Consider the following 18,427-nt stretch of genomic DNA (forward strand, 5'->3'; position numbering starts at 1 on the left):
TCAGATGAACCGTCGTGGATTCCTCCGACTCAGTGCCTCCACCGCGCTGTCCGTGGCCGCCCTCGCGGCCTGCGGTTCCGGCGGGGCAGCCGCCCCCGCCGCCAAGGCCCAGGGCCTGACGATCAAGCTCCCCGCGTACACGCCCCTGGCGGGCGCGCTCAAGCCCGACCTCCCGGGCAACGCCGCCGGCGTGCCCGAGGGCTACTTCACCTACCCCAAGGAGCTGTTCAAGGCCGTGGCCAAGCCGCCCATGTCGGGCGGCACCATCACCGCGGCCTCGCAGACCTTCTCCCCGCCGCCCCCCGGCCGCGAGCAGAACCCGGCCTGGCAGGAGATGGAGAAGCGGCTCGGCGGCAAGGTCGAGCTCACCGTCGTGGCCGCCGACGACTGGGCCACCAAGTTCAACACCATGGTCGCCGGCAACAGCCTGCCCGACCTGTTCCCCTACATCGCCACCCAGGGCGTCAACAATCTGCCGGCCTTCGCCGCCAGCCAGTGCGCCGACCTGACCACGCTGCTCGGCGGCGACGCGGTCAAGGAGTACCCGAACCTGGCCGCCATCCCGGAGATCTTCTGGAAGCAGGGCGTCGTCGGCGGCAAGCTCTACGGCATCCCCGTGCCCCGCAACCTGGTCGGCGGCCTGGGCTTCTACCGGGCCGACATCCTCGCGGAGGCCGGGGTCACCGACCTGGCGCAGATCATCGACATGGACCGGCTCTTCGAGGCGCTCAAGGCCGTCACCGACCCGGCCAGGAAGCGGTGGGGCGTCGTCACCGCCACCGGCGGCCTGTTCGGCCTGTCGATCTTCTCCCAGCTGTTCGGCGCGCCCAACGGCTGGAGGCTCGACAAGGCGACGGGCAAGCTGACCGCGGGCTTCGAGACCGAGGAGTACCGCGCCGCCGTCGAGTACGTGATCAAGCTGCGCGAGGCCGGCATCATCTACCCCGGCTCCGAGGGCTTCGACACCCTCAAGCGCAAGAACACCTTCAACTCCGGCGGCGCCGCCATGACCTACGACGGCCTGCCCGCCTACCTGGGCGCGGCCGGATACCTGCAGACGCAGAAGAAGATCGACCAGAAGGCCGACCCGCGTCCGCTCGTGCCCTTCGGGGGCAAGGCCGTGGCCTTCATGAACAACATCGCCTTCGCCACCAACTTCGTGAAGAAGGCCGACGAGGCCAAGGTCAAGGAGGTCCTGCGCGTCGCCGACTTCTTCGCCTCGCCCTTCGGCAGCGAGGAGTACACGCTCATCAACTACGGCGTCGAGGGCACCGACTACACCCGCGACGACAAGGGCAACCCGGTGCTGACCGAGCAGGGCGCCAAGGACACCACGGTGCCGTGGAAGTACCTGGCCGCCCCCACGCAGCCGGTCTTCGACGCCACCTCGGCCGACGCGGTCAGGATCCAGCACGACGCGATCAGCAGGCTCATCGCCGTCGGCGTGGAGGACCCGACCACCGGCCTGTACTCCCCGGCCTACGAGAACAAGCTGGAGTCGCTGTCGACCATGCGCGTCGACAGGCTCACCTCGATCATGGCAGGGCGCGCCCCGATGAGCGACTACGACCAGCTCGTGAAGGACTGGCGCGCGGCGGGCGGCGACCAGGCGCGCAAGGAGTTCGAGGAGGTGCTGGCGGCGTCATGAGCTGGTTCACCGACGCCCGGTTCGGGATGTTCATCCACTGGGGCATCTACGCCGCGGCCGCGCGCCACGAGTGGGTCAAGTCCTACGAGCGGATGAGCGATGAGCACTACCAGCGCTACTTCGACCACTTCGATCCCGACCTGTACGACCCGGAGGCCTGGGCGGACACGGCGGTGCGGGCGGGGATGAAGTACCTGGTCGTCACCACCAAGCACCACGACGGCTTCTGCCTGTGGGACTCCGCGCTCACCGGGTACAAGGCCAGGACCGACCTGCTGGGCCCGATGCTGGACGCCTTCCGCTCCAGGGGCCTGCGGGTGGGGCTGTACTACTCGCTGCTCGACTGGCACCACCCCGACTTCCCCAACGACCTCTATCACCCGCGGCGTGACGAGGATCTCGGCGAGCGCGACGTCGCCACGTACACGGAGTACATGCACGGCCAGGTCCGCGAGCTGCTCACGAACTACGGCCGCATCGACACCATGTGGTTCGACTTCTCCTACGAGGGCCGCGGCTTCGGCGCCAAGGGTCCGGCCGAGTGGCGCTCCGCCGAGCTGGAAAAGCTGGTGCGTTCCCTGCAGCCCGACATCCTGATCAACAACAGGCTCGGCCTGGGCACCGGCGACTTCCGCACCCCCGAGCAGGTCATCCCGCCGGGCGGCCTGCCGGGCGCCGGGATCTGGGAGGCATGCCAGACCCTCAACGGCAGCTGGGGCTACCACCGCGACAATCTCGACTGGAAGCCGGTCGACCTGCTGCTGAAGATGCTGGTCGACACCGTCTCCAAGGGCGGCAACATGCTGCTCAACGTCGGGCCCAACGCGCGCGGCGAGTTCGAGCCCCGTGCCCTCGATCGGCTGGCCGGGGTCGGCGAGTGGATGCGGCTGCACGGCCGAGCGATCCACGGCGCGGGCGCCTCGGCGTTCACCCCGCCGCAGGACTGCCGCTACACCCAGCGCGGCGATCGCCTCTACCTGCACCTGCTGTCGTGGCCGCTGAAGCATCTTTTCCTTCCCGGCCTCGCGGGGAAGGTGCGTTATGCGCAGTTCCTCCACGACGCCTCGGAGGTCCAGATGGTCCAGCTCGACCCCGACGAGCCGTTCCACCACTACCTGAGGGGTGTGCCCGACGACACGCTCACCCTCCAGCTGCCCGTCACCCGGCCCGACGTGACCGTTCCCGTGATTGAGATGTTCCTGCGATGACCGACCTCAGAATCGGCGTGATCGGCCTGGGCCTGCGCGGCAACCTCGCCGCCGTCGCCCACCGGCCCGGCCACGGCTCGCGCGTGACCGCCGTCGCCGAGCTCGACCCCGTGCTCAGGCAGGAGGGCGCGCGGCGATTCGACGCCAAGCCGTACGCCGACCACCGCGAGATGCTCGGCGACATCGACGCGGTGCTGCTGCTCACGCCCGACGACACCCACGCTGACCTCGCCTGCGAGATCCTGCGCGCCGGAGTGCCCGCGTTCGTCGAGAAGCCGCTCGACATCACCCTCGACCGCTGCGACCAGATCCTCCGTACGGCACGCGACAGCGGCACCCGGCTGTACGTGGGCCACAACATGCGCCACATGCCGGTCGTCCGCCTGATGCGCGAGATCATCCAGCGCGGCGACATCGGCGCGGTCAAGAGCGTCTGGGTGCGCCACTTCGTCGGCCACGGCGGCGACTTCTACTTCAAGGACTGGCACGCGCAACGATCCCGCGTCACCGGCCTGCTCCTGCAGAAGGCCGCCCACGACCTCGACGTCGTGCACTGGCTGGCCGGCGGCTACACCCGCCGCGTGCAGGCCTTCGGCGACCTCATGGTCTACGGCCCCCTGCCGCGCCGCGCCCCCGGCACCGCCAAGCCTGACGACTGGTTCGCGCCCGCGGCCAACTGGCCGCCGCTCTCGCAGACGGGGCTCAACCCCGAGGTCGACGTCGAGGACGTGTCGGTGATGAACATGGTGCTCGACAACGGCGTCATCGGCGCCTACCAGCAGTGCCACTTCACGCCCGACTACTGGCGCAACTACACGGTCATCGGCGACGCGGGACGCCTGGAGAACTTCGGCAACGGGCCGGGCGGAGCGGTCAAGGTCTGGAACGCCCGCCGCTCCGGCTACCGCGAGGACGCCGACGCCGTCCACGAGATCCCCGCGGCCGACGGCGGCCACGGCGGGGCCGACCCGCGGATCCTGGCCGAGTTCTTCCGTTTCGTACGGCACGGCGGGCCGACCGAGACCTCGCCCGTCGCGGCCAGGATGAGCGTCGCGGCCGGCATCCAGGCGACCGCCTCGCTCAGGAACGGCGGCGCCCCGATGGAGGTGCCGGAGCTGGATCCCGGGCTGGTGACGTACTTCGAGTCAGGTCAGGCCGCTCAGCGCCCCTGAAAGGTGGGCTGCTGCTTGGCCAGGAAGGCGCGGGTGGCGGCCAGGTGGTCCTCGGTGGCGGCGCACTCGTCCTGCAGCACGGCCTCCAGCTCAAGAGACTCGCTGAGGGAATGGGTGGCCGCGTGACGCAGCGCCCTGCGGGTGGCGGCGAAGGCGGCCGTCGGCCCCTGCGCCAGCCGTACGGCCAGCTCACGTGCCGCCTTGCCCAGCTCGTCGCCCGGCACGACCCGGTTGACCAGCCCGAGCTCCAGGGCGCGGGCGGCGTCGACGACCTCGCCGAGCAGCAGCATCTCGGCCGCCCGGCCGGGCCCGACCAGGCGTTGCAGGGTCCAGGAGGCGCCGGAGTCGGGAGCCAGGCCGATGCCGGCGAAGGCCATGGCGAACTTGGCCCGGTCGGAGGCGACGCGCAGGTCGCAGGCGAAGGCCAGCGAGGCGCCCGCCCCGGCCGCCACGCCGTTCACCGCCGCGACCACGGGCTTGTCCATCGTGGTGAGCAGCTCGACGACCGGGTTGTAGTGCAGGCGCACGGTGCCGGCCAGGCCGCGGCCCGCCTCCAGGTTGGCGGCGTGCTCCTGCAGGTCCTGGCCCGCGCAGAAGGCGCGGCCCGAGCCGGTGAGCAGCACGGCGCGCACCCCGGCGTCCGAGGCGGCGTCGGTCAGCGCCTCCAGCAGGCCGGTCTTCATCTCGACGGTGAGGGAGTTCATCGCGTCGGGCCGGTCGAGGGTGACGGTGGCGACCTGCTCGGATACCTCGTAAGAAATCACTTCAACTCCTGGTCGACGAACGCTGCGGCGGCCGGCATGAGGCGGGCCGCCTCCTGCTCGAAGTAGGCCCGCGCCTTCTCACCGGGCCAGCCGGCCGGTAACAACTGCGCGGGCAGGCCCGGGTCACGGAACAGGAAGTTACGCCAGCCGTGCACCAGCCTGCTGCGGGTGGCGAAGACCTCGTTCGGCGTGGCGTCGAAGGGCAGGGCGCCGATGAGGGCGACCGCCTCCGTCAGCCACTGCTCGTACGCCTGGCCGATGGCCGTCAGGTCCCACGCGCGGGCCACGAGCTCGCGCGGATCGCCGTCGAGCACGGCCTCGAAGCAGTCGGCCCGGTGCGGCGTCAGCAGGGGATCCAGCTCGGGCGAAGGGCGCGGGCCGATCCAGGTCGTCTCCGAGAGCGGGGCGTAACCGAGGAAGGCCAGGTCCGCCCGCAGGCGTTCGCGGCGGGGCCGCTCGCGCACGGGCTCGAAGACGATCAGATGCCATCTTCCGGACCAGTCGAGCGTTCCAGCTCGGTAAATTCTCAGCGCGGCCTCGTCCAAGCGAGTAACGCACTTGGGAGTGAGCCCGTAGCCCGGTCCCTGAGCCAGCCTCAGCGGCCTCAGCCACCCCTGGCGAACCATGCGCGAAACGGCGGTGCGCACAGCGGGAGCGGCGATGTCGAGCGGCGCGAGCAGCCGGAGGAGAGCGGCCACGGAGGCTCGTCCACCGCGTGGACGCAGGTGGTCCCCGTAGAGGTCGAACAGCGCGGCGCGTGCGTTCACGAGGACCAGTTTGGCCGCGTTCGCGAGCCTCTACAACGCATCTGGGAGGAGATCGTTACCCATCAGGGCTCCTGATGCGGGAGAATAGGACATCACAGAAGACGTGAATGCGTCGGGCACCGTGAGTCAAGCCGGTACGGCCGGTCGCGGTGAACCCACTGCAGGAAGGGATGCGCGCATGGCGGCGATGAAGCCGCGGACCGGCGATGGTCCGCTCGAGGTCACCAAGGAAGGACGCGGCATTGTCATGCGCGTTCCGCTGGAAGGTGGCGGCCGGCTCGTCGTGGAGATCTCGGCCGACGAAGCCAAGGCGCTGGGTGAAGCGCTGAAGAACGTGGTCGGCTAGTCGCACGATGCCTATTGAGACCAGCCTGTCCGTGGCCGCCGAGCCGCCCGCCGACGTCGACCTGTTCGCGGTGCCGTACACCGGTGACCTCGACGTCCCCGACCTGCCGCTGCCGGCCGCCGAGCTCTTCGCTCACTACGAGGCCAAGGGCGAGCCGGGCGAGGTGATCGAAGTTCCCGTCGCGCGCGGGTCCGGCGTCGGCCGCATCCTGCTGTACGGCGTGGGCGACGGCTCACCCAGGGCGTTGCGCAAGGCGGCCGCGACACTGGTCAGGAGGGTGAAGGGCCGCAAGGCGCTGACCGTGGTGCTTCCGGACGACGGGGATCTGTCCGTGTTCGCCGAGGCGGCACTGCTGGCGGCCTACTCCTTCCGCATCGGGGCGCCGGGCAAGACCCCGGTGCGCGCGCTGACCTTCGTGCACGACGGCGACGAGGCCGCGATCCGCCGCGGCGAGACCATCGCCCGTGCGGTCGGCCTGGCCCGAGACCTGTCCAACACCCCGGCCTCCGTCAAGACTCCCGCGTGGCTGGCCGAGCAGGCCGTCGCCCAGACGGGACTGCAGGCCAGGGTGTGGGACGAAAAGGCACTGGCGGCCGACGGGTTCGGCGGCATCTCCGCGGTGGGCATGGGGTCCGCCAGCCCGCCGCGGCTCATCCAGCTGTCCTACGCGCCCGAGGGCGCCGGCAAGCACGTCGTGCTGGTCGGCAAGGGCATCACCTTCGACTCGGGCGGCCTGTCCATCAAGCCGAACGAGAACATGAAGTTCCAGAAGACCGACATGGCCGGTGGCGCGGTCGTCATCGCCGTGATGAGCATCCTGGCCGAGCTGGGCGTGCGGGTGCGGGTGACCGGCCTCATCGCCTCGGCCGAGAACATGCCGTCGGGCAGCGCCCAGCGGCCCAGCGACGTCATCACCATGTACGGCGGCAAGACGGTCGAGGTGCTCAACACCGACGCCGAGGGCCGCCTGGTCATGGCCGACGCGCTGGCCTACGCCGACGCGGTGCTCGACCCCGACGTGATGATCGACATCGCGACCCTCACCGGCGCGGTCCGCGTGGCGCTCGGCGCGGGGGTCGGCGGGCTCTACGCCTCCGACGACCCGCTGGGCAAGGAGCTGACCGAGAGCGGCGAGCACACCGGTGACCGGCTGTGGCGCATGCCGCTGGTCGACGACTACCTGCCGGCGCTCAAGTCGGCCATCGCCGACCTGGCCAACGTCGAGAGCGGCTCCACCTACGGCGCGGGCTCGATCACGGCGGCGCTGTTCCTGCGCGAGTTCACCGGCGGACGGCCGTGGGCGCACCTCGACATCGCCGGCGTCGGCCGCAGCTCGGTCGACGAGGGCACGCAGTCGAAGGGCGCGACGGGATTCGGCGTCAGGGTGCTGGTCGACTGGCTGTCGGGCCAGGCCTGACGGGCGGGGTCAGTCGCTGATCTTGACCGCGGTGAGCAGCCCGTCGCCGACGGGCAGCATCACCGCGCGCAGCCGCTCGTCGGCCTGCACCAGCTTGCCCAGCTCCCGCACGGCCACCGTCTCGGGGTCGCGCTGCGTGGGGTCGGCCACCCGGTCGTGCCACAGCGCGTTGTCGAAGGCCACGATCCCGCCGACCCGCAGCAGCCGTACGGCTTCCGCCAGATAGTCGGCGTACTCCTGCTTGGCCGCGTCGGCGAACACCAGGTCGTAGCCGCCGTCGGACAGGCGCGGCAGCACGTCGAGGGCCCGCCCGGTGATCAACCGGATACGGCTGCCGGAGAAGCCCGCCTCCGCGAAGGCCTGCTTGGCCAGCCGCTGGTGCTCAAGTTCGAGATCGACGCTGGTCAGCGTGCCGTCAGGGCGCATGCCGCGCAGCAGCCACAACCCCGACACGCCGCATCCGGTGCCGATCTCCACCACGGAGCGCGCGTTGATGGCCGTGGCGAGGACACACAGTGCCGCGCCGCCGCCGGGAAGGATGGGCACCGCGCCCATCTCCTGACCGCGTTGCCGGGCGGCGCGCAGGATCTCGTCCTCACGAGAGAACTGCTCCGCGTAGGCCAGGCTGGCTTCTACCGCACTGGTCATGGGCCTCCTCCCTCCTATTAGTGCCATTCATCACTGATCGCAGCCTAGGGGAGACACGCCATGACGGGAACTCAAGTGCCACCCAAGGCGTTGCAGGTTTAAACGGGCTTTGCCGGTCCACAACGGCGGCATTTCGCACGAAGGGACAAAACCAGGCACTATGGCGGTAGCGACGGTGGTCCCAGAGAGAGGAGTACTGGTGGACGCGAGCGACCACCAGGTGTCTGAGTGGACTCCTCCGACCTGGGAGGAAGTAGTGCGTACGCACTCGTCCCGGGTGTACCGATTGGCGTACCGGCTGACCGGCAACGTCCACGACGCGGAGGACCTCACACAGGAGGTATTCGTCCGCGTGTTCAGATCCCTGTCGAGCTACACGCCCGGCACCTTCGAGGGCTGGCTGCACAGGATCACCACGAACCTGTTCCTCGACATGGCCAGGCGCAAGCAGCGCATCCGCTTCGAGGGTCTGGCCGACGACGCCGCGGAGCGTCTTCGCGGGCGCGAGCCTTCACCGGCTCAGGCGCTCGACGACGCGCACCTCGAGCCCGACATCCAGGCGGCTCTCGACGGCCTGGCTCCGGAATTCCGGGCCGCGGTCGTGCTGTGTGACATCGAGGGGCTGTCGTACGAGGAGATCGCGGCCACGCTCGGCGTGAAGCTGGGAACGGTTCGAAGCAGGATCCACCGTGGCAGGGCACAACTGCGGGAGGCGCTGGACCACCGTGCCCCCCGCCACCTTCCCCCGCTCGGCACTCGCGGGGAGGAAGTCTGATATGTCGCATCTTGGAGAGAATGTATCCGCACTGGTCGACGGCGAGCTCAGTCACATGGAACGTGAGCGCGCCCTGGCCCACCTGACCTTCTGCAGCGATTGCCGCCAGGAGGTGGAGTCGATGCGGGCGCTGAAGTCGCGCCTGCGTTCGCTCGAGGGGCCCGCGATGCCGGCCGACCTGACCATGTCGTTGCTGCTCATGGGCGAGCCCGGCGGTCCGCTTCCGCCGAGGGAGCGCCCTTTCCCGAAGACCTTCGGTGGGGTGCCGCTGCCTGGCCCGCGCAGCATCGCCCCTTTGGACAACCGCCCCAGCAGGGGCTCCGGGGCCTCTTCCGGCCCTGGGCGTAAGCGGCGCTCCACCTACGTGGCCGTCGGCGTCGTCTCCGCCGCCGTCGCGCTCGGCACGCTCTTCGTCACCACGGCGAACCAGACCTCGGGTCCGCCTCCTGCGCAGGTGCACAAGACGAGCGTGCCGTAGGGCATCCCTTGGCTTAGTCAACGGCGTCAGGGGCATACGATCGTGATTCGGTGCTTTACACATCTCGTATGCCCCGCCCGCCAGGATGACGAGTGGCCGAGCAAGGAGTAGTGAGGAACTAGATGACCGACGAGACGCGCCCTGACTCCGGACGCATGCCGTCGGACTCCACCGAGGTGCAGGAACGCCCCGAGTTCCGCCCCGCCGGCGAGACTCCGCCGCCTTCCGGCGGCAACGGCTGGGGCGACCCCTCCGGGCGCCCGCGCGACACGATCGTGTTCGGCGGGCCCTCGGGACCGGCCGCCGACGCACCTCCTCCTTCCGGGCCCGCCTTCGACGCGCCGCCCCCATCGGGCCCCGCCTTTGACGTGCCTGCCCCCGGCGCCACCTCGTCGCCTTCCGTGCCCTTCTCGGCGGCTTCCAGCGGGCCCTCCTCGACGTCGTCAACCGGGCCTTTCCCGGCGTCGTCAACCGGGGCCTCATCGGCGTCCTCAACCGGGGCCTCCTCGGTGCCTTCTGCCGGGCCTTCTGCCGGGTCTCCCTCGGTGCCCTCGTCCGGGTCGTCTCCTTCGGCGCCCTCCTTCAGCCCGCCCTCTGGGCCGTCATTCAGCCCGCCGTCGGGCCCGCCGCCCCACGGCGGTTACGGCGGCCAGAACGGCAACACCGGCCAGAACCCCGCCGTGAGCGGTAACACCGGCCAGTTCGGCGCGCCGTCCGGCCCCGCTCCGCAGTTCGGGGCCCCGGCAGGCAACACGGGCCAGTTCGGCTCCCCGGCGGGCAACACCGGCCAGTTCGGCGCCCAGGGCGGCTCCGGCTCGGGCGGGGGCAACGTCCCCCCGCCTCCCCCCGGCCGCCCGCTCGGCATGGGCGCCGGATGGGCGCCTCCGCCCGGCGCCGCCTCCACGTCCGGTCCGTCGCGCGGTCCCGGCGTCGGCGTGCTCGTCGCGATCGGCGTCGTCATCGCCCTGGTCTCCGGCCTGGCCGCCAGCGCCGGCACCTACCTGATGACCCGCGACGGCTCCGACACCAACCCCAACTACAGCCTGGGCCCGGTCCCGACCGGCAGCACCAACCGCCCGCCCGACTCGGTGGCGGGTGTGGCGGCCAGGGTCCTGCCCAGCGTGGTCTCGCTCGAGGTCGGCAACGGCAACCGCACCGAGGGCGCGAGCGGCTCCGGCTTCCTGATCAAGGGCGGCTACGTGGTGACCAACCATCACGTGGTCGCCATGGCCGTCAAGAGCGGCGAGATCAACATCATCTTCAACAACCGCAAGGAGTCGCCCGGCCGCATCGTCGGCACCGACCCCGGCTCCGACCTGGCGGTCATCAAGCCCGACGACACCTTCGGCACCCCCGAGATCGCGCTGGGCAACTCCGACGACGTCGTCGTCGGCGACCCGGTGCTCGCGGTGGGTACCCCGCTGGGCCTGACCGGTACGGTCACCACCGGCATCGTCAGCTCCAAGAACCGCCCCGTGGTGGCCGGTTCCGAGAGCGCCCGGACGGCGGAGGAAGTCGCCTACATCAGCGCCATCCAGACCGATGCCGCCATCAACCCGGGCAACTCCGGCGGCCCGCTCGTCAACGCCAACGGCGAGGTCGTCGGCGTCAACTCCGCGATCGCCACGCTGAGCCGCGTGTCCAACAGCGAGCAGGGCAACATCGGCCTGGGCTTCGCCATCACCAGCAACCAGGCCAGGCGGGTGGCGGAAGACCTCATCAAGTACGGCAAGGCGCGCAAGCCGCTCATCGGCATCGTCATCGACCCCGGCCACACCGGAGAGGGCGTGCGCATCGCCTCCGACCCCGCGCAGGGCCGCCAGCCGGTCACCAAGGACGGCCCCGCGGCCAAGGCCGGGCTGAAGGGCGGCGACGTCATCCTCGAGGTCGACGGCCTGCGGCTGGAGAACGATGAGGAACTCATCGCGCTGGTCAGGTCGAAGGCTCCCGGATCGAAGCTCACCGTCAAGTACCTGCGTGACGGGCAGGAGAAGACCGCGACGCTCACCGTCGAGGCCGACGCGGAGCCGGTCGCCACGCCGACTCCCTCCTAACCTGCCTTAGTCTGGAGTAGCCGGAATCGTCCCCGGCGTGGTGAGGAGTTCACGGTGTTCGGACTTGGCTGGCTGGAGATCACAGCGCTGATTGTCATCGCGTTGCTGGTCTTCGGCCCGGAAAAGTTGCCGCAGGCCGCGGCGCAGGCGGGTCGCACGCTGCGCAACCTGCGGCGCATGGCCAACAACGCCCGTGACGACCTGAGGTCCGGGCTGGGGCCGGAGTTCGCCGACTTCGACCCGGCGGACCTGAATCCGAAGAACTTCGTGCGCAAGCACCTGCTCGACGACGTCGAGGACAGCTGGAACGGCAACACCGCGACCGCGACCGCGACCGATCCGCTCCCGGAGCCGGCGCTGGGCGCGGCCGAGTCGCAGCTCGGCTACGGCGAGATCCCGCCCTACGACAGCGAGGCCACCTGACCCGCGGCGGGTCAGGTAGCGGCCGCTGGCCTGGGCGGCGATGAGGCGCGGCGCGGCCTTCCGTGCCAGCGGGTCAAGTGGCGGGCGGTGATGAGGCGCGGCGCGGCCTTCCGTGGTGCGCCGACTGGTGTGCGGCCCGCAACATGGCGGCCGGCCACATTGTCGTCGTCTCGCGCGTGACGTGAGCTGGGGCGGTGAAGACGACCGTGTTAACGGGCCGAGCCCTCGCCGCCCTGCTGCTCGCCGCCGCCCTGACCGCCGCCGCCCCGCCGCCCGCCACCGCCTCTGTCACCGCCGCCGCCACTGCCTCCGTCACCCTGGAGGCCACCTACACCACCGGCCTGGAGAACGGCTGGGCGCTGGTGGAGCGGTACCGGGACACCTCCACCGGCTTCCAGGCCGAGACGTACCCGCCCGACGGCCGGGGCGACCACACGGGCCAGAGCCGCCGCCTGTTCGGCGACGTGGCCCGCCCGCACTCCTCCCGCTTCCTGCTCTACCACGCGCCCGGCTGGCAGAGCGGCGCCAGGGCGACGCCCGTGCTGCTGGTGCACGGCGCGAACCAGACCGCCGACCTGGCCTGGGCCAACCCCAATGCCCGCGGTGCCTACGGCTGCGGCCAGTCCTCCTGCCCGACGACCGGCCTCATGCAGCATCTCGACGCCGCCGGGTACAAGGTCTTCGCCATCGGCTTCCCGCACGTCACGGGTGACGGCCACTACTGGGCCGAGCAGATCGGCGACGCCGTCAAGCGCGTCAAGGCCAGGACGGGCGCCGCCCAGGTGGATGTGATCGGCTGGTCGAAGGGCGCGTTCAACGCCCGCATGTACGTCTCCTCGCTGCGCCAGTCATGGGGTACGGCCTACGCGGGTGACGTGCGCAAGCTCATCCTCGTCGGAGGGCCGAACAAGGGCTTCGACTGGGGGTACCGCCACGGCTGGACCCACGACTTCGCGATCTTCCCGGAGTGCGGCGGCTCGCTGAACGCCCCCGCACCGCACTCCGCGATGATCTGCTACGGCCTGTGGCGCAACCACCCCGAGCTCAGCTACGAGGGCAACGCCTACCCCGGCTCCGACGACATGCTCTACCGCTGGGACGGCGTCTACCCGCTGCCCGCCACCGAGCAGGACTGGTACACCACCTACTACGGGGGCACCGGCTTCTACACCCAGGGCAACGGCATCCAGTGGGCCATCGACCGCGGCTCGCTCGTCCAGCCGCTCATCAACGCGGGCACCCCGGCGGCCGTGGCCGTCTACCAGCTGTGCGGGAACGCGGCCGACATGGCGCTGATGCACAACGAGCACACGGGACCCTCCGACGGCGCGGTCTTCGTGGCCAGTTGCGCGGCCGCCGACGGCATCGCCAACCGGGCGGCGAGCGCCACGCTGGGGCTCAACCATCTCAAGCTGGGCTGGGCCTCGAACGCGAAGAGCCAGATCGCGACCTGGCTGGGGTGATCGCACCAACGACGTCCCGGCCTCGGTCACGGCGACGCCGGGCGGGAGCCGTACGACGGCCGGTGGTGTGACCGGGCGGGTTCCGTGGCGGAACCGGCCCGGTCACAGGGGTCAGCGGCGGGAGGGCGCCAGGCCCAGCTGCATGCCCTTGATGCTGCTGGAACGCTTGGAGAGCGCGGCAGCGATCTTGTTCAGCTCGGCGGCGCCGGGCGAGTCGGGGTCGGTGATGACCAGCGGCTTGCCCTCGTCGCCGCCCTCGCGCAGGCGCATGTCGATCGGCACCTGGCCGAGCAGCGGAACGCGCGCGCCGAGGATGCGGGTCAGGGCGTCGGCCACGGTCTGGCCGCCGCCCTCGCCGAAGACGTTGACCCGCTCGTCGCAGTGGGGGCAGGGCAGCCACGACATGTTCTCGATGACGCCGGCGATCTGCTGGTGGGTCTGGGCGGCGATGGAGCCGGCGCGTTCGGCGACCTCGGCGGCGGCCATCTGGGGCGTGGTGACGACCAGGATCTCGGCGCCCGGCAGGCGCTGCGCCACGGAGATGGCGATGTCGCCGGTGCCCGGGGGCAGGTCGAGGAGGAGGACGTCGAGGTCGCCCCAGTAGACGTCGGCGAGGAACTGGTGGAGCGCGCGGTCGAGCATCGGGCCGCGCCAGACCACGGGGCTGTTGCCCTCGGGCTTGAACATGCCGACCGAGATGACCTTGATGTCATGCGCCACCGGCGGCATGATCATGTCTTCGACCTTGGTGGGCCGCTCGGAGGCGCCCAGCATGCGGGGGATGCTGTGGCCGTAGATGTCGGCGTCGACGATGCCGACCTTGAGGCCCTGGGCGGTCATGGCGGCGGCGAGATTGACCGTCACCGAGGACTTGCCGACGCCGCCCTTGCCGCTGGCGACGGCGAAGACGCGGGTGAGCGAGCCGGGCTGGTTGAAGGGGATCTCCTTCTCCGGCCCCTTGTCGCCGCGCAGCTTGGTCTGCAGTTCCTTGCGCTGCTCCTGGCTCATCACGTCCATCGCGACGCGGACGCTCGTCGCGCCGTCGATCTTCATGACTGCGTTGGTGACATCACGGGTGATGGTGTCCTTCAGCGGACAGCCTGACACCGTGAGGTAGATCCCTACGACCACCTCGCCGCTCGGGGAGATGTCGATGCTCTTGACCATGCCGAGATCGGTGATGGGACGCCGGATCTCGGGGTCGTTCACGGTCGCGAGTGCGGCCGTGACCTGCTCTGGGGTAGGTGCCATGAAAAAGCTCCGCTGATATCGGTGGGCGCCGCAGTAGATGCACACGCAACGTTCTAAGGTTACTGCGTGCGTCCCACCTCCGAGGAACTCGCCGTGTGGCGATTGCTCCACCGCGCTCAGGTGCAGATCGCGGGGCGGCTCGAAGACGACCTCATGAAGGCCCACGACCTGCCGCTGGCCTCCTACGAGGTCCTGCTGAGGTTGTCGGAGGCGCCGGGGCTCCGGTTGCGTATGAACGACCTGGCCCACCGGGTGCTGCTGTCGCGTAGCGGGCTGACCCGGCTGGTGGACCGGCTGCAGCGTGAGGGACTGGTCTCGCGCGAGGCCTGCGAGAGCGACGCACGGGGCCTGTACGCGGTGCTGACGGCTCAGGGCAAGGCCCGGGTGGAGGAGGCGACCCCGGTCTACCTGCGGGGCATCCGGCGCCATTTTCTCGATCTGCTTGATCCTGACGATGTGGGCAGATGTAGGGAGATGCTCGCCAAATTGGGGGTGGTGTGACAGTATCAAACCTGCCTAATACTCCTTACCCCCTATGGTGGTGTCACCCATGCGCTACGCAGGACTCGCGCTGGCCTTTGTCTCGTCCTGGTGTTTCGCCTTCTCGGGCCCCATGGCGAAATTTCTGAACGCGGCGGGACTGGCCCCCCTTGAGTCGGTCTGGTTGCGCATGAGCGGTGCGGGGCTGCTGATGTTCGCCCTGCTGGCCGTCTTCAAGCCGGCCGTGCTGCGCATCCCTCGATCCAAGTGGGGCTTTTTCGCGGCCTACGCCCTGGTCGCGGTGGCGGGCGTGCAGACCCTCTACTTCGTGGCCATCACCCGCCTGCCCGTCGGCATCGCGTTGCTGCTGGAGTTCACCGCGCCGGTCATGGTCGTCTTCTGGGTGCGGTTCGTGCGCAAGGTACGGCTGCCGCGCATTGCCTTCGCCGGAGCGATCCTGGCCTTCGCCGGGCTCGGCGTGGTCGTGGAGTTCTGGGAGGGCATGCGGCTCGACGCCCTGGGCGTGGTGCTCGGCCTGGCGGCGGGAGCCTGCTGCGCGGCCTACTTCCTGCTCAGTGACAGCATCGGTGACGAGGTCAGCCCCCTGGGCCTGGTGGCCTGGGGCATGCTCGGCGCCGCCGTCCTGCTCGTGCCGCTCGCCCAGCCGTGGAACATCCCGTGGCAGGCCTTCAGCGCCTCCGCGACGATCGGCGGCACCACGCTTCCCGTGGTGGGCGCCTACCTGTGGATGATCGTCGTGGCCACCGCCGTGGCCTATGTGCTGGGCGTCAACGCCGTGCGCAGGCTGTCGGCGGCCATCGGGGCGACCGTGGCCACGCTGGAGGTCATCTTCGGGGCGATCGTGGCCTGGCTGCTGCTCGGCGAGGGCCTGGGGCCCTTCCAGATCGGGGGAGGCCTGGCAGTCCTGGCCGGGGCGTTGCTGGCGCAGCTGTCGACCGCGCGCTCCGCCGTACGGGAACCGGCGCGGGAGCCGAGCGTGACGGAGCCCGCGGCCGTCTAGGAGCGCGGGCGCAGCGGTCTAGGAACGCGGGCGCAGCTTGATGACGGTGGCCTCGCGGGCCCAGCGGTCGGTGAGGCCGGCGCCGTCGGGCGAGTTGAGGCGGTCCTTGGCCAGTGCGGCCACCGCCTCCGCCTCGGCGGCCTGGTCGACCACCTCGACGTCGGCCTCGAAGGCGACCAGCCGCGCGCCGTTGTCCTTGCTGCGCAGGATCACCTCGACGGTGTCGCGCCCGGCCAGGCCGGGCAGGACCTGCTCGCCCTCGCCGGTGACCACGTAGACCGCGCCTTCGTGCCAGGTGTGCCAGGCCAGCCGCGGCTTGTCGAGCGCCAGCCACAACACGCCCGACTTCTTCGCGCCTTCCTCGATGACTGTCACGCCTCCGAGTCTTACAGGCCGCGCTCGATCATGTCGATCAGCAGTTCCGTGGCGTCCTCCGCCTGCTCGGGAGCCAGCCCGCGCAACGGCCCGTCGATCAGCAGGACCGCCAGGCCGTGCACGCTCGACCAGGCCAGGAACTCGGCGCCGGGGCGGCGGCCGGCGGGCATCAGGCCACAGGCCACCAGTTCGTCGAGTGCGGCGCCGAGCAGCTGGAACGGCGTGAGCCCGCCCTCGCCCGCCGAGACGGGCAGTTCGGCCTCCACCATGTCCCCGGGGACGAAGAACGCGGCGCGGAACAGGCCTGGCTCGGTGCGGGCGAAGCGCAGGTAGCCGGTGCCGACGGCGCGGAAGCGTGCCCGTGCCTCCTCTGCGGCGTTCGCATCGCCGGCGGCGCGTCGAGCCAGGCGGTCGGCCTGCTCGGCCTCCATGGTGCGGGCCAGCTCCGCCATCGCGGCCAGCGAGACGGCGTGCACGAGGGCGTTGCGGTCGGCGAAATGCCGGTAGGCCGCGTTGGGCACCACCCCGGCCCGCCTGGTCGCCTCGCGCAGCACCACGGCGTCGGGCCCGCCCTCCCTGGCGAGCTCGATCCCCGCCTCCAGCAGGGCCTGCCGGAGGTTGCCGTGCCGATACGTCTCCCGCTTCACCGCAGGCCTCCCTGGTTGTGTACGGCGTCCACTTCTTGCTATCTTCGCAATGTGGACATCGTACACATCTACGGGAGGACAACATGAGCGCCCTAGACGTTCCCGGCGCGACCCTCTACTACGAGGTGCGCGGCAGCGGCCCGGTCGTCGCCCTGGTGGCCTCGCCGATGGGCGCCGACGCCTTCCAGGCCGTCGCCGAGCAGCTCGCCGCCGACTACACGGTCCTGACCATGGACCCCCGCGGCCACCACCGCAGCCCGCTGGCCGACCCCACCCAGGACTCCACCCCCGAGCTGCGCGCCGACGACCTGTCGCGGCTGCTGAGCCACCTCGACGCCGGCCCCGCCGCGGTGTTCGGCTCCAGCGGCGGAGCGGTGACCGTGCTCGCCCTGGCCCAGGCCCACCCCGAGCAGGTCAACCTCGTGATCGCCCACGAGCCGCCCCTGCAAATGCTCGTCGACGACCGCGACAAGCTGGTCGCCCAGACCGAGGACATGATCGCCACCTTCTCCCGAGGCGACGTGGTCGGTGCCTGGTCGCAGTTCATGACCCTGGCCAACATCCACATGCCCGCCGAGGTGCTGGAGATGATGTTCGGCGGCGAGCGCGGGCCGGTCCAGGAGGCCAGCGACCACCGCTTCTTCCACCACGAGCTGCGCGCCACCACCCGCTGGCGCCCCGACTTCGACAAGCTCGGCGCGGTGCCCGTCGTCGCCGGCATCGGCGAGGAGTCCACCGACCAGCTGTGCGACCGCACCACCAGGGCCCTGGCCCAGGCACTGGGCATCGGTCCTACCTTCTTCCCCGGCGGGCACACCGGCTTCGCCGACGACCCGCAGGCCTTCCTGCCCCGCCTGCGCCAGGTGCTCGAGAAGTAGCCCCTACCTCGGATCGCGGCCGGTCAGCCCCAGCGCCTTCTCCAGCAACGACGCCGGCTCCGGCACCTCCACCTCGGGACCGTAGACCCCCATCTCGCGTCCCTGGAGCGCGGTCTTGGCCACCTCGTCATGGACGAACTCGATCAGCTCGCCGTCCCACACCGGCTCCTGACCCGTGGCACGGGCCAGGTCCCAGCCGTGGATCACCAGCTCGCCCACGGCCATACCGCCGATGAGCGAGGCGGGCAGCTCCGTCGGTCCGCCCAGTGACGCCGTACCCTCCCAGGCCTCCGGACGGCTCCACGCCTCCGCGAGCCGGACGGTCTGGGACTCCAGCGCCGCGGCCCAGTCGCCCGCGGCCAGATCGGCCTCCGTCTCGGGTACGGCAGGCAGCTCGGGAGCACGCTTGTACGCCGCCGCCACCAGCGAGGGCCCCCAGTAGAGCATGTGGCTGATCAGCTTGCGCACGTCGAATTCCGCGCAGGGAGTGGGCCTGGCCAGGTCCTCGGGGCGGATGGCGCGGATGATCTGGATCATGGGCTGTGCTGCGCGGTTCATCAGATGCATGCCGTACAGGAAAGCAAGACACGCAGGGGCTGTCTTGTATAAACA

At 70.6% G+C, this 18,427-nt stretch carries 20 protein-coding genes; 13 read left to right on the plus strand and 7 right to left on the minus strand.

What is annotated here, in order from left to right:
* The first annotated feature begins 4 nt into the window (after positions 1–4).
* Genes HNR30_RS35715 through HNR30_RS35725 form a run of 3 tightly spaced genes read left to right on the plus strand, consistent with a single transcriptional unit; the run spans position 5 to position 4,028 of the window.
* Entirely contained in the window at positions 5–1,648 is a 1,644-nt protein-coding gene (locus tag HNR30_RS35715) for a type 2 periplasmic-binding domain-containing protein (RefSeq protein WP_181614501.1), read from the plus strand.
* Positions 1,645–2,856, plus strand: coding sequence for an alpha-L-fucosidase (locus HNR30_RS35720; protein ID WP_181614502.1), 1,212 nt, complete (start codon positions 1,645–1,647; stop codon positions 2,854–2,856). Before HNR30_RS35715 ends, HNR30_RS35720 begins: the two co-directional genes overlap by 4 nt.
* Positions 2,853–4,028 carry a Gfo/Idh/MocA family protein gene (locus HNR30_RS35725; protein WP_181614503.1) on the plus strand — a complete coding sequence of 392 codons (1,176 nt, stop codon included), beginning with the start codon at positions 2,853–2,855 and terminating at the stop codon, positions 4,026–4,028. The genes HNR30_RS35720 and HNR30_RS35725 overlap by 4 nt, the downstream gene beginning before the upstream one ends.
* Here the strand turns inward: HNR30_RS35725 and HNR30_RS35730 are convergent.
* Together HNR30_RS35730 and HNR30_RS35735 are read right to left on the minus strand one after the other, a co-directional pair.
* The gene (locus HNR30_RS35730; RefSeq protein ID WP_312894871.1) at positions 4,016–4,792 is read right to left on the minus strand and encodes an enoyl-CoA hydratase-related protein; all 777 of its coding nucleotides are present in this window, start codon (positions 4,790–4,792) and stop codon (positions 4,016–4,018) included. The genes HNR30_RS35725 and HNR30_RS35730 overlap by 13 nt on opposite strands.
* Complete coding sequence (locus HNR30_RS35735) at positions 4,789–5,559, minus strand: PaaX family transcriptional regulator (protein ID WP_181614504.1); 771 nt, start codon at positions 5,557–5,559, stop codon at positions 4,789–4,791. The genes HNR30_RS35730 and HNR30_RS35735 overlap by 4 nt, the downstream gene beginning before the upstream one ends.
* Before the next feature lie 178 nt (positions 5,560–5,737).
* Here HNR30_RS35735 and HNR30_RS35740 point away from each other — a divergent pair, with 178 nt between their 5' ends.
* Positions 5,738–5,905 (plus strand): DUF3117 domain-containing protein, encoded by a 168-nt coding sequence (locus HNR30_RS35740; protein WP_020545024.1) that lies wholly within the window; start codon positions 5,738–5,740, stop codon positions 5,903–5,905.
* A gap of 7 nt (positions 5,906–5,912) precedes the next feature.
* The gene (locus HNR30_RS35745; protein ID WP_181614505.1) at positions 5,913–7,322 is read left to right on the plus strand and encodes a leucyl aminopeptidase; all 1,410 of its coding nucleotides are present in this window, start codon (positions 5,913–5,915) and stop codon (positions 7,320–7,322) included.
* A gap of 9 nt (positions 7,323–7,331) precedes the next feature.
* Here HNR30_RS35745 and HNR30_RS35750 read toward each other — a convergent pair whose 3' ends face one another.
* A complete protein-coding gene (locus HNR30_RS35750) occupies positions 7,332–7,970 on the minus strand; it encodes an O-methyltransferase (protein WP_181614506.1) in 639 nt (212 codons plus the stop codon).
* 160 nt (positions 7,971–8,130) lie between these two features.
* On the opposite strand from HNR30_RS35750, the gene sigE reads away from it, so the two are divergent.
* From sigE to HNR30_RS35775, 5 genes are all read left to right on the plus strand, one after another.
* Positions 8,131–8,745 carry an RNA polymerase sigma factor SigE gene (gene sigE, locus HNR30_RS35755; RefSeq protein WP_181614507.1) on the plus strand — a complete coding sequence of 205 codons (615 nt, stop codon included), beginning with the start codon at positions 8,131–8,133 and terminating at the stop codon, positions 8,743–8,745.
* Position 8,746: 1 nt separating this feature from the next.
* Positions 8,747–9,223: an anti-sigma factor family protein gene (locus tag HNR30_RS35760; protein WP_181614508.1), complete on the plus strand. Its 477-nt coding sequence runs from the start codon at positions 8,747–8,749 to the stop codon at positions 9,221–9,223.
* 680 nt (positions 9,224–9,903) lie between these two features.
* Positions 9,904–11,277, plus strand: coding sequence for a S1C family serine protease (locus HNR30_RS35765; RefSeq protein WP_181614509.1), 1,374 nt, complete (start codon positions 9,904–9,906; stop codon positions 11,275–11,277).
* Between the two features lie 54 nt (positions 11,278–11,331).
* Entirely contained in the window at positions 11,332–11,700 is a 369-nt protein-coding gene (locus HNR30_RS35770; protein ID WP_181614510.1) for a sec-independent translocase, read from the plus strand.
* A gap of 206 nt (positions 11,701–11,906) precedes the next feature.
* Positions 11,907–13,163, plus strand: coding sequence for an esterase/lipase family protein (locus HNR30_RS35775; RefSeq protein ID WP_220134334.1), 1,257 nt, complete (start codon positions 11,907–11,909; stop codon positions 13,161–13,163).
* Positions 13,164–13,274: 111 nt separating this feature from the next.
* Here HNR30_RS35775 and HNR30_RS35780 read toward each other — a convergent pair whose 3' ends face one another.
* Positions 13,275–14,414 carry an Mrp/NBP35 family ATP-binding protein gene (locus HNR30_RS35780; protein WP_181614511.1) on the minus strand — a complete coding sequence of 380 codons (1,140 nt, stop codon included), beginning with the start codon at positions 14,412–14,414 and terminating at the stop codon, positions 13,275–13,277.
* Positions 14,415–14,480: 66 nt separating this feature from the next.
* Between HNR30_RS35780 and HNR30_RS35785 the strand changes: the two genes are divergently transcribed.
* Both HNR30_RS35785 and HNR30_RS35790 read left to right on the plus strand, forming a co-directional pair.
* On the plus strand, positions 14,481–14,915 hold the full coding sequence (locus HNR30_RS35785; RefSeq protein WP_312894872.1) for a MarR family winged helix-turn-helix transcriptional regulator: 435 nt from the start codon (positions 14,481–14,483) through the stop codon (positions 14,913–14,915).
* A 49-nt stretch (positions 14,916–14,964) separates the two neighbouring features.
* Positions 14,965–15,915, plus strand: a complete 951-nt coding sequence (locus HNR30_RS35790) for an EamA family transporter (protein WP_181614512.1) — start codon at positions 14,965–14,967, stop codon at positions 15,913–15,915.
* Positions 15,916–15,933: 18 nt separating this feature from the next.
* Here the strand turns inward: HNR30_RS35790 and HNR30_RS35795 are convergent, their stop codons facing one another.
* Both HNR30_RS35795 and HNR30_RS35800 read right to left on the minus strand, forming a co-directional pair.
* A complete protein-coding gene (locus tag HNR30_RS35795; protein ID WP_181614513.1) occupies positions 15,934–16,290 on the minus strand; it encodes a hypothetical protein in 357 nt (118 codons plus the stop codon).
* 11 nt (positions 16,291–16,301) lie between these two features.
* On the minus strand, positions 16,302–16,937 hold the full coding sequence (locus HNR30_RS35800) for a TetR/AcrR family transcriptional regulator (protein WP_220134335.1): 636 nt from the start codon (positions 16,935–16,937) through the stop codon (positions 16,302–16,304).
* An 83-nt stretch (positions 16,938–17,020) separates the two neighbouring features.
* On the opposite strand from HNR30_RS35800, the gene HNR30_RS35805 reads away from it, so the two are divergent.
* The gene (locus tag HNR30_RS35805; RefSeq protein WP_181614515.1) at positions 17,021–17,815 is read left to right on the plus strand and encodes an alpha/beta fold hydrolase; all 795 of its coding nucleotides are present in this window, start codon (positions 17,021–17,023) and stop codon (positions 17,813–17,815) included.
* Between the two features lie 3 nt (positions 17,816–17,818).
* Here HNR30_RS35805 and HNR30_RS35810 read toward each other — a convergent pair whose 3' ends face one another.
* Positions 17,819–18,382: a TIGR03086 family metal-binding protein gene (locus HNR30_RS35810; RefSeq protein ID WP_220134336.1), complete on the minus strand. Its 564-nt coding sequence runs from the start codon at positions 18,380–18,382 to the stop codon at positions 17,819–17,821.
* Positions 18,383–18,427 lie beyond the last annotated feature (45 nt).

The organism is Nonomuraea soli (genome assembly GCF_013761175.1).
Taxonomy (GTDB): domain Bacteria; phylum Actinomycetota; class Actinomycetes; order Streptosporangiales; family Streptosporangiaceae; genus Nonomuraea; species Nonomuraea soli.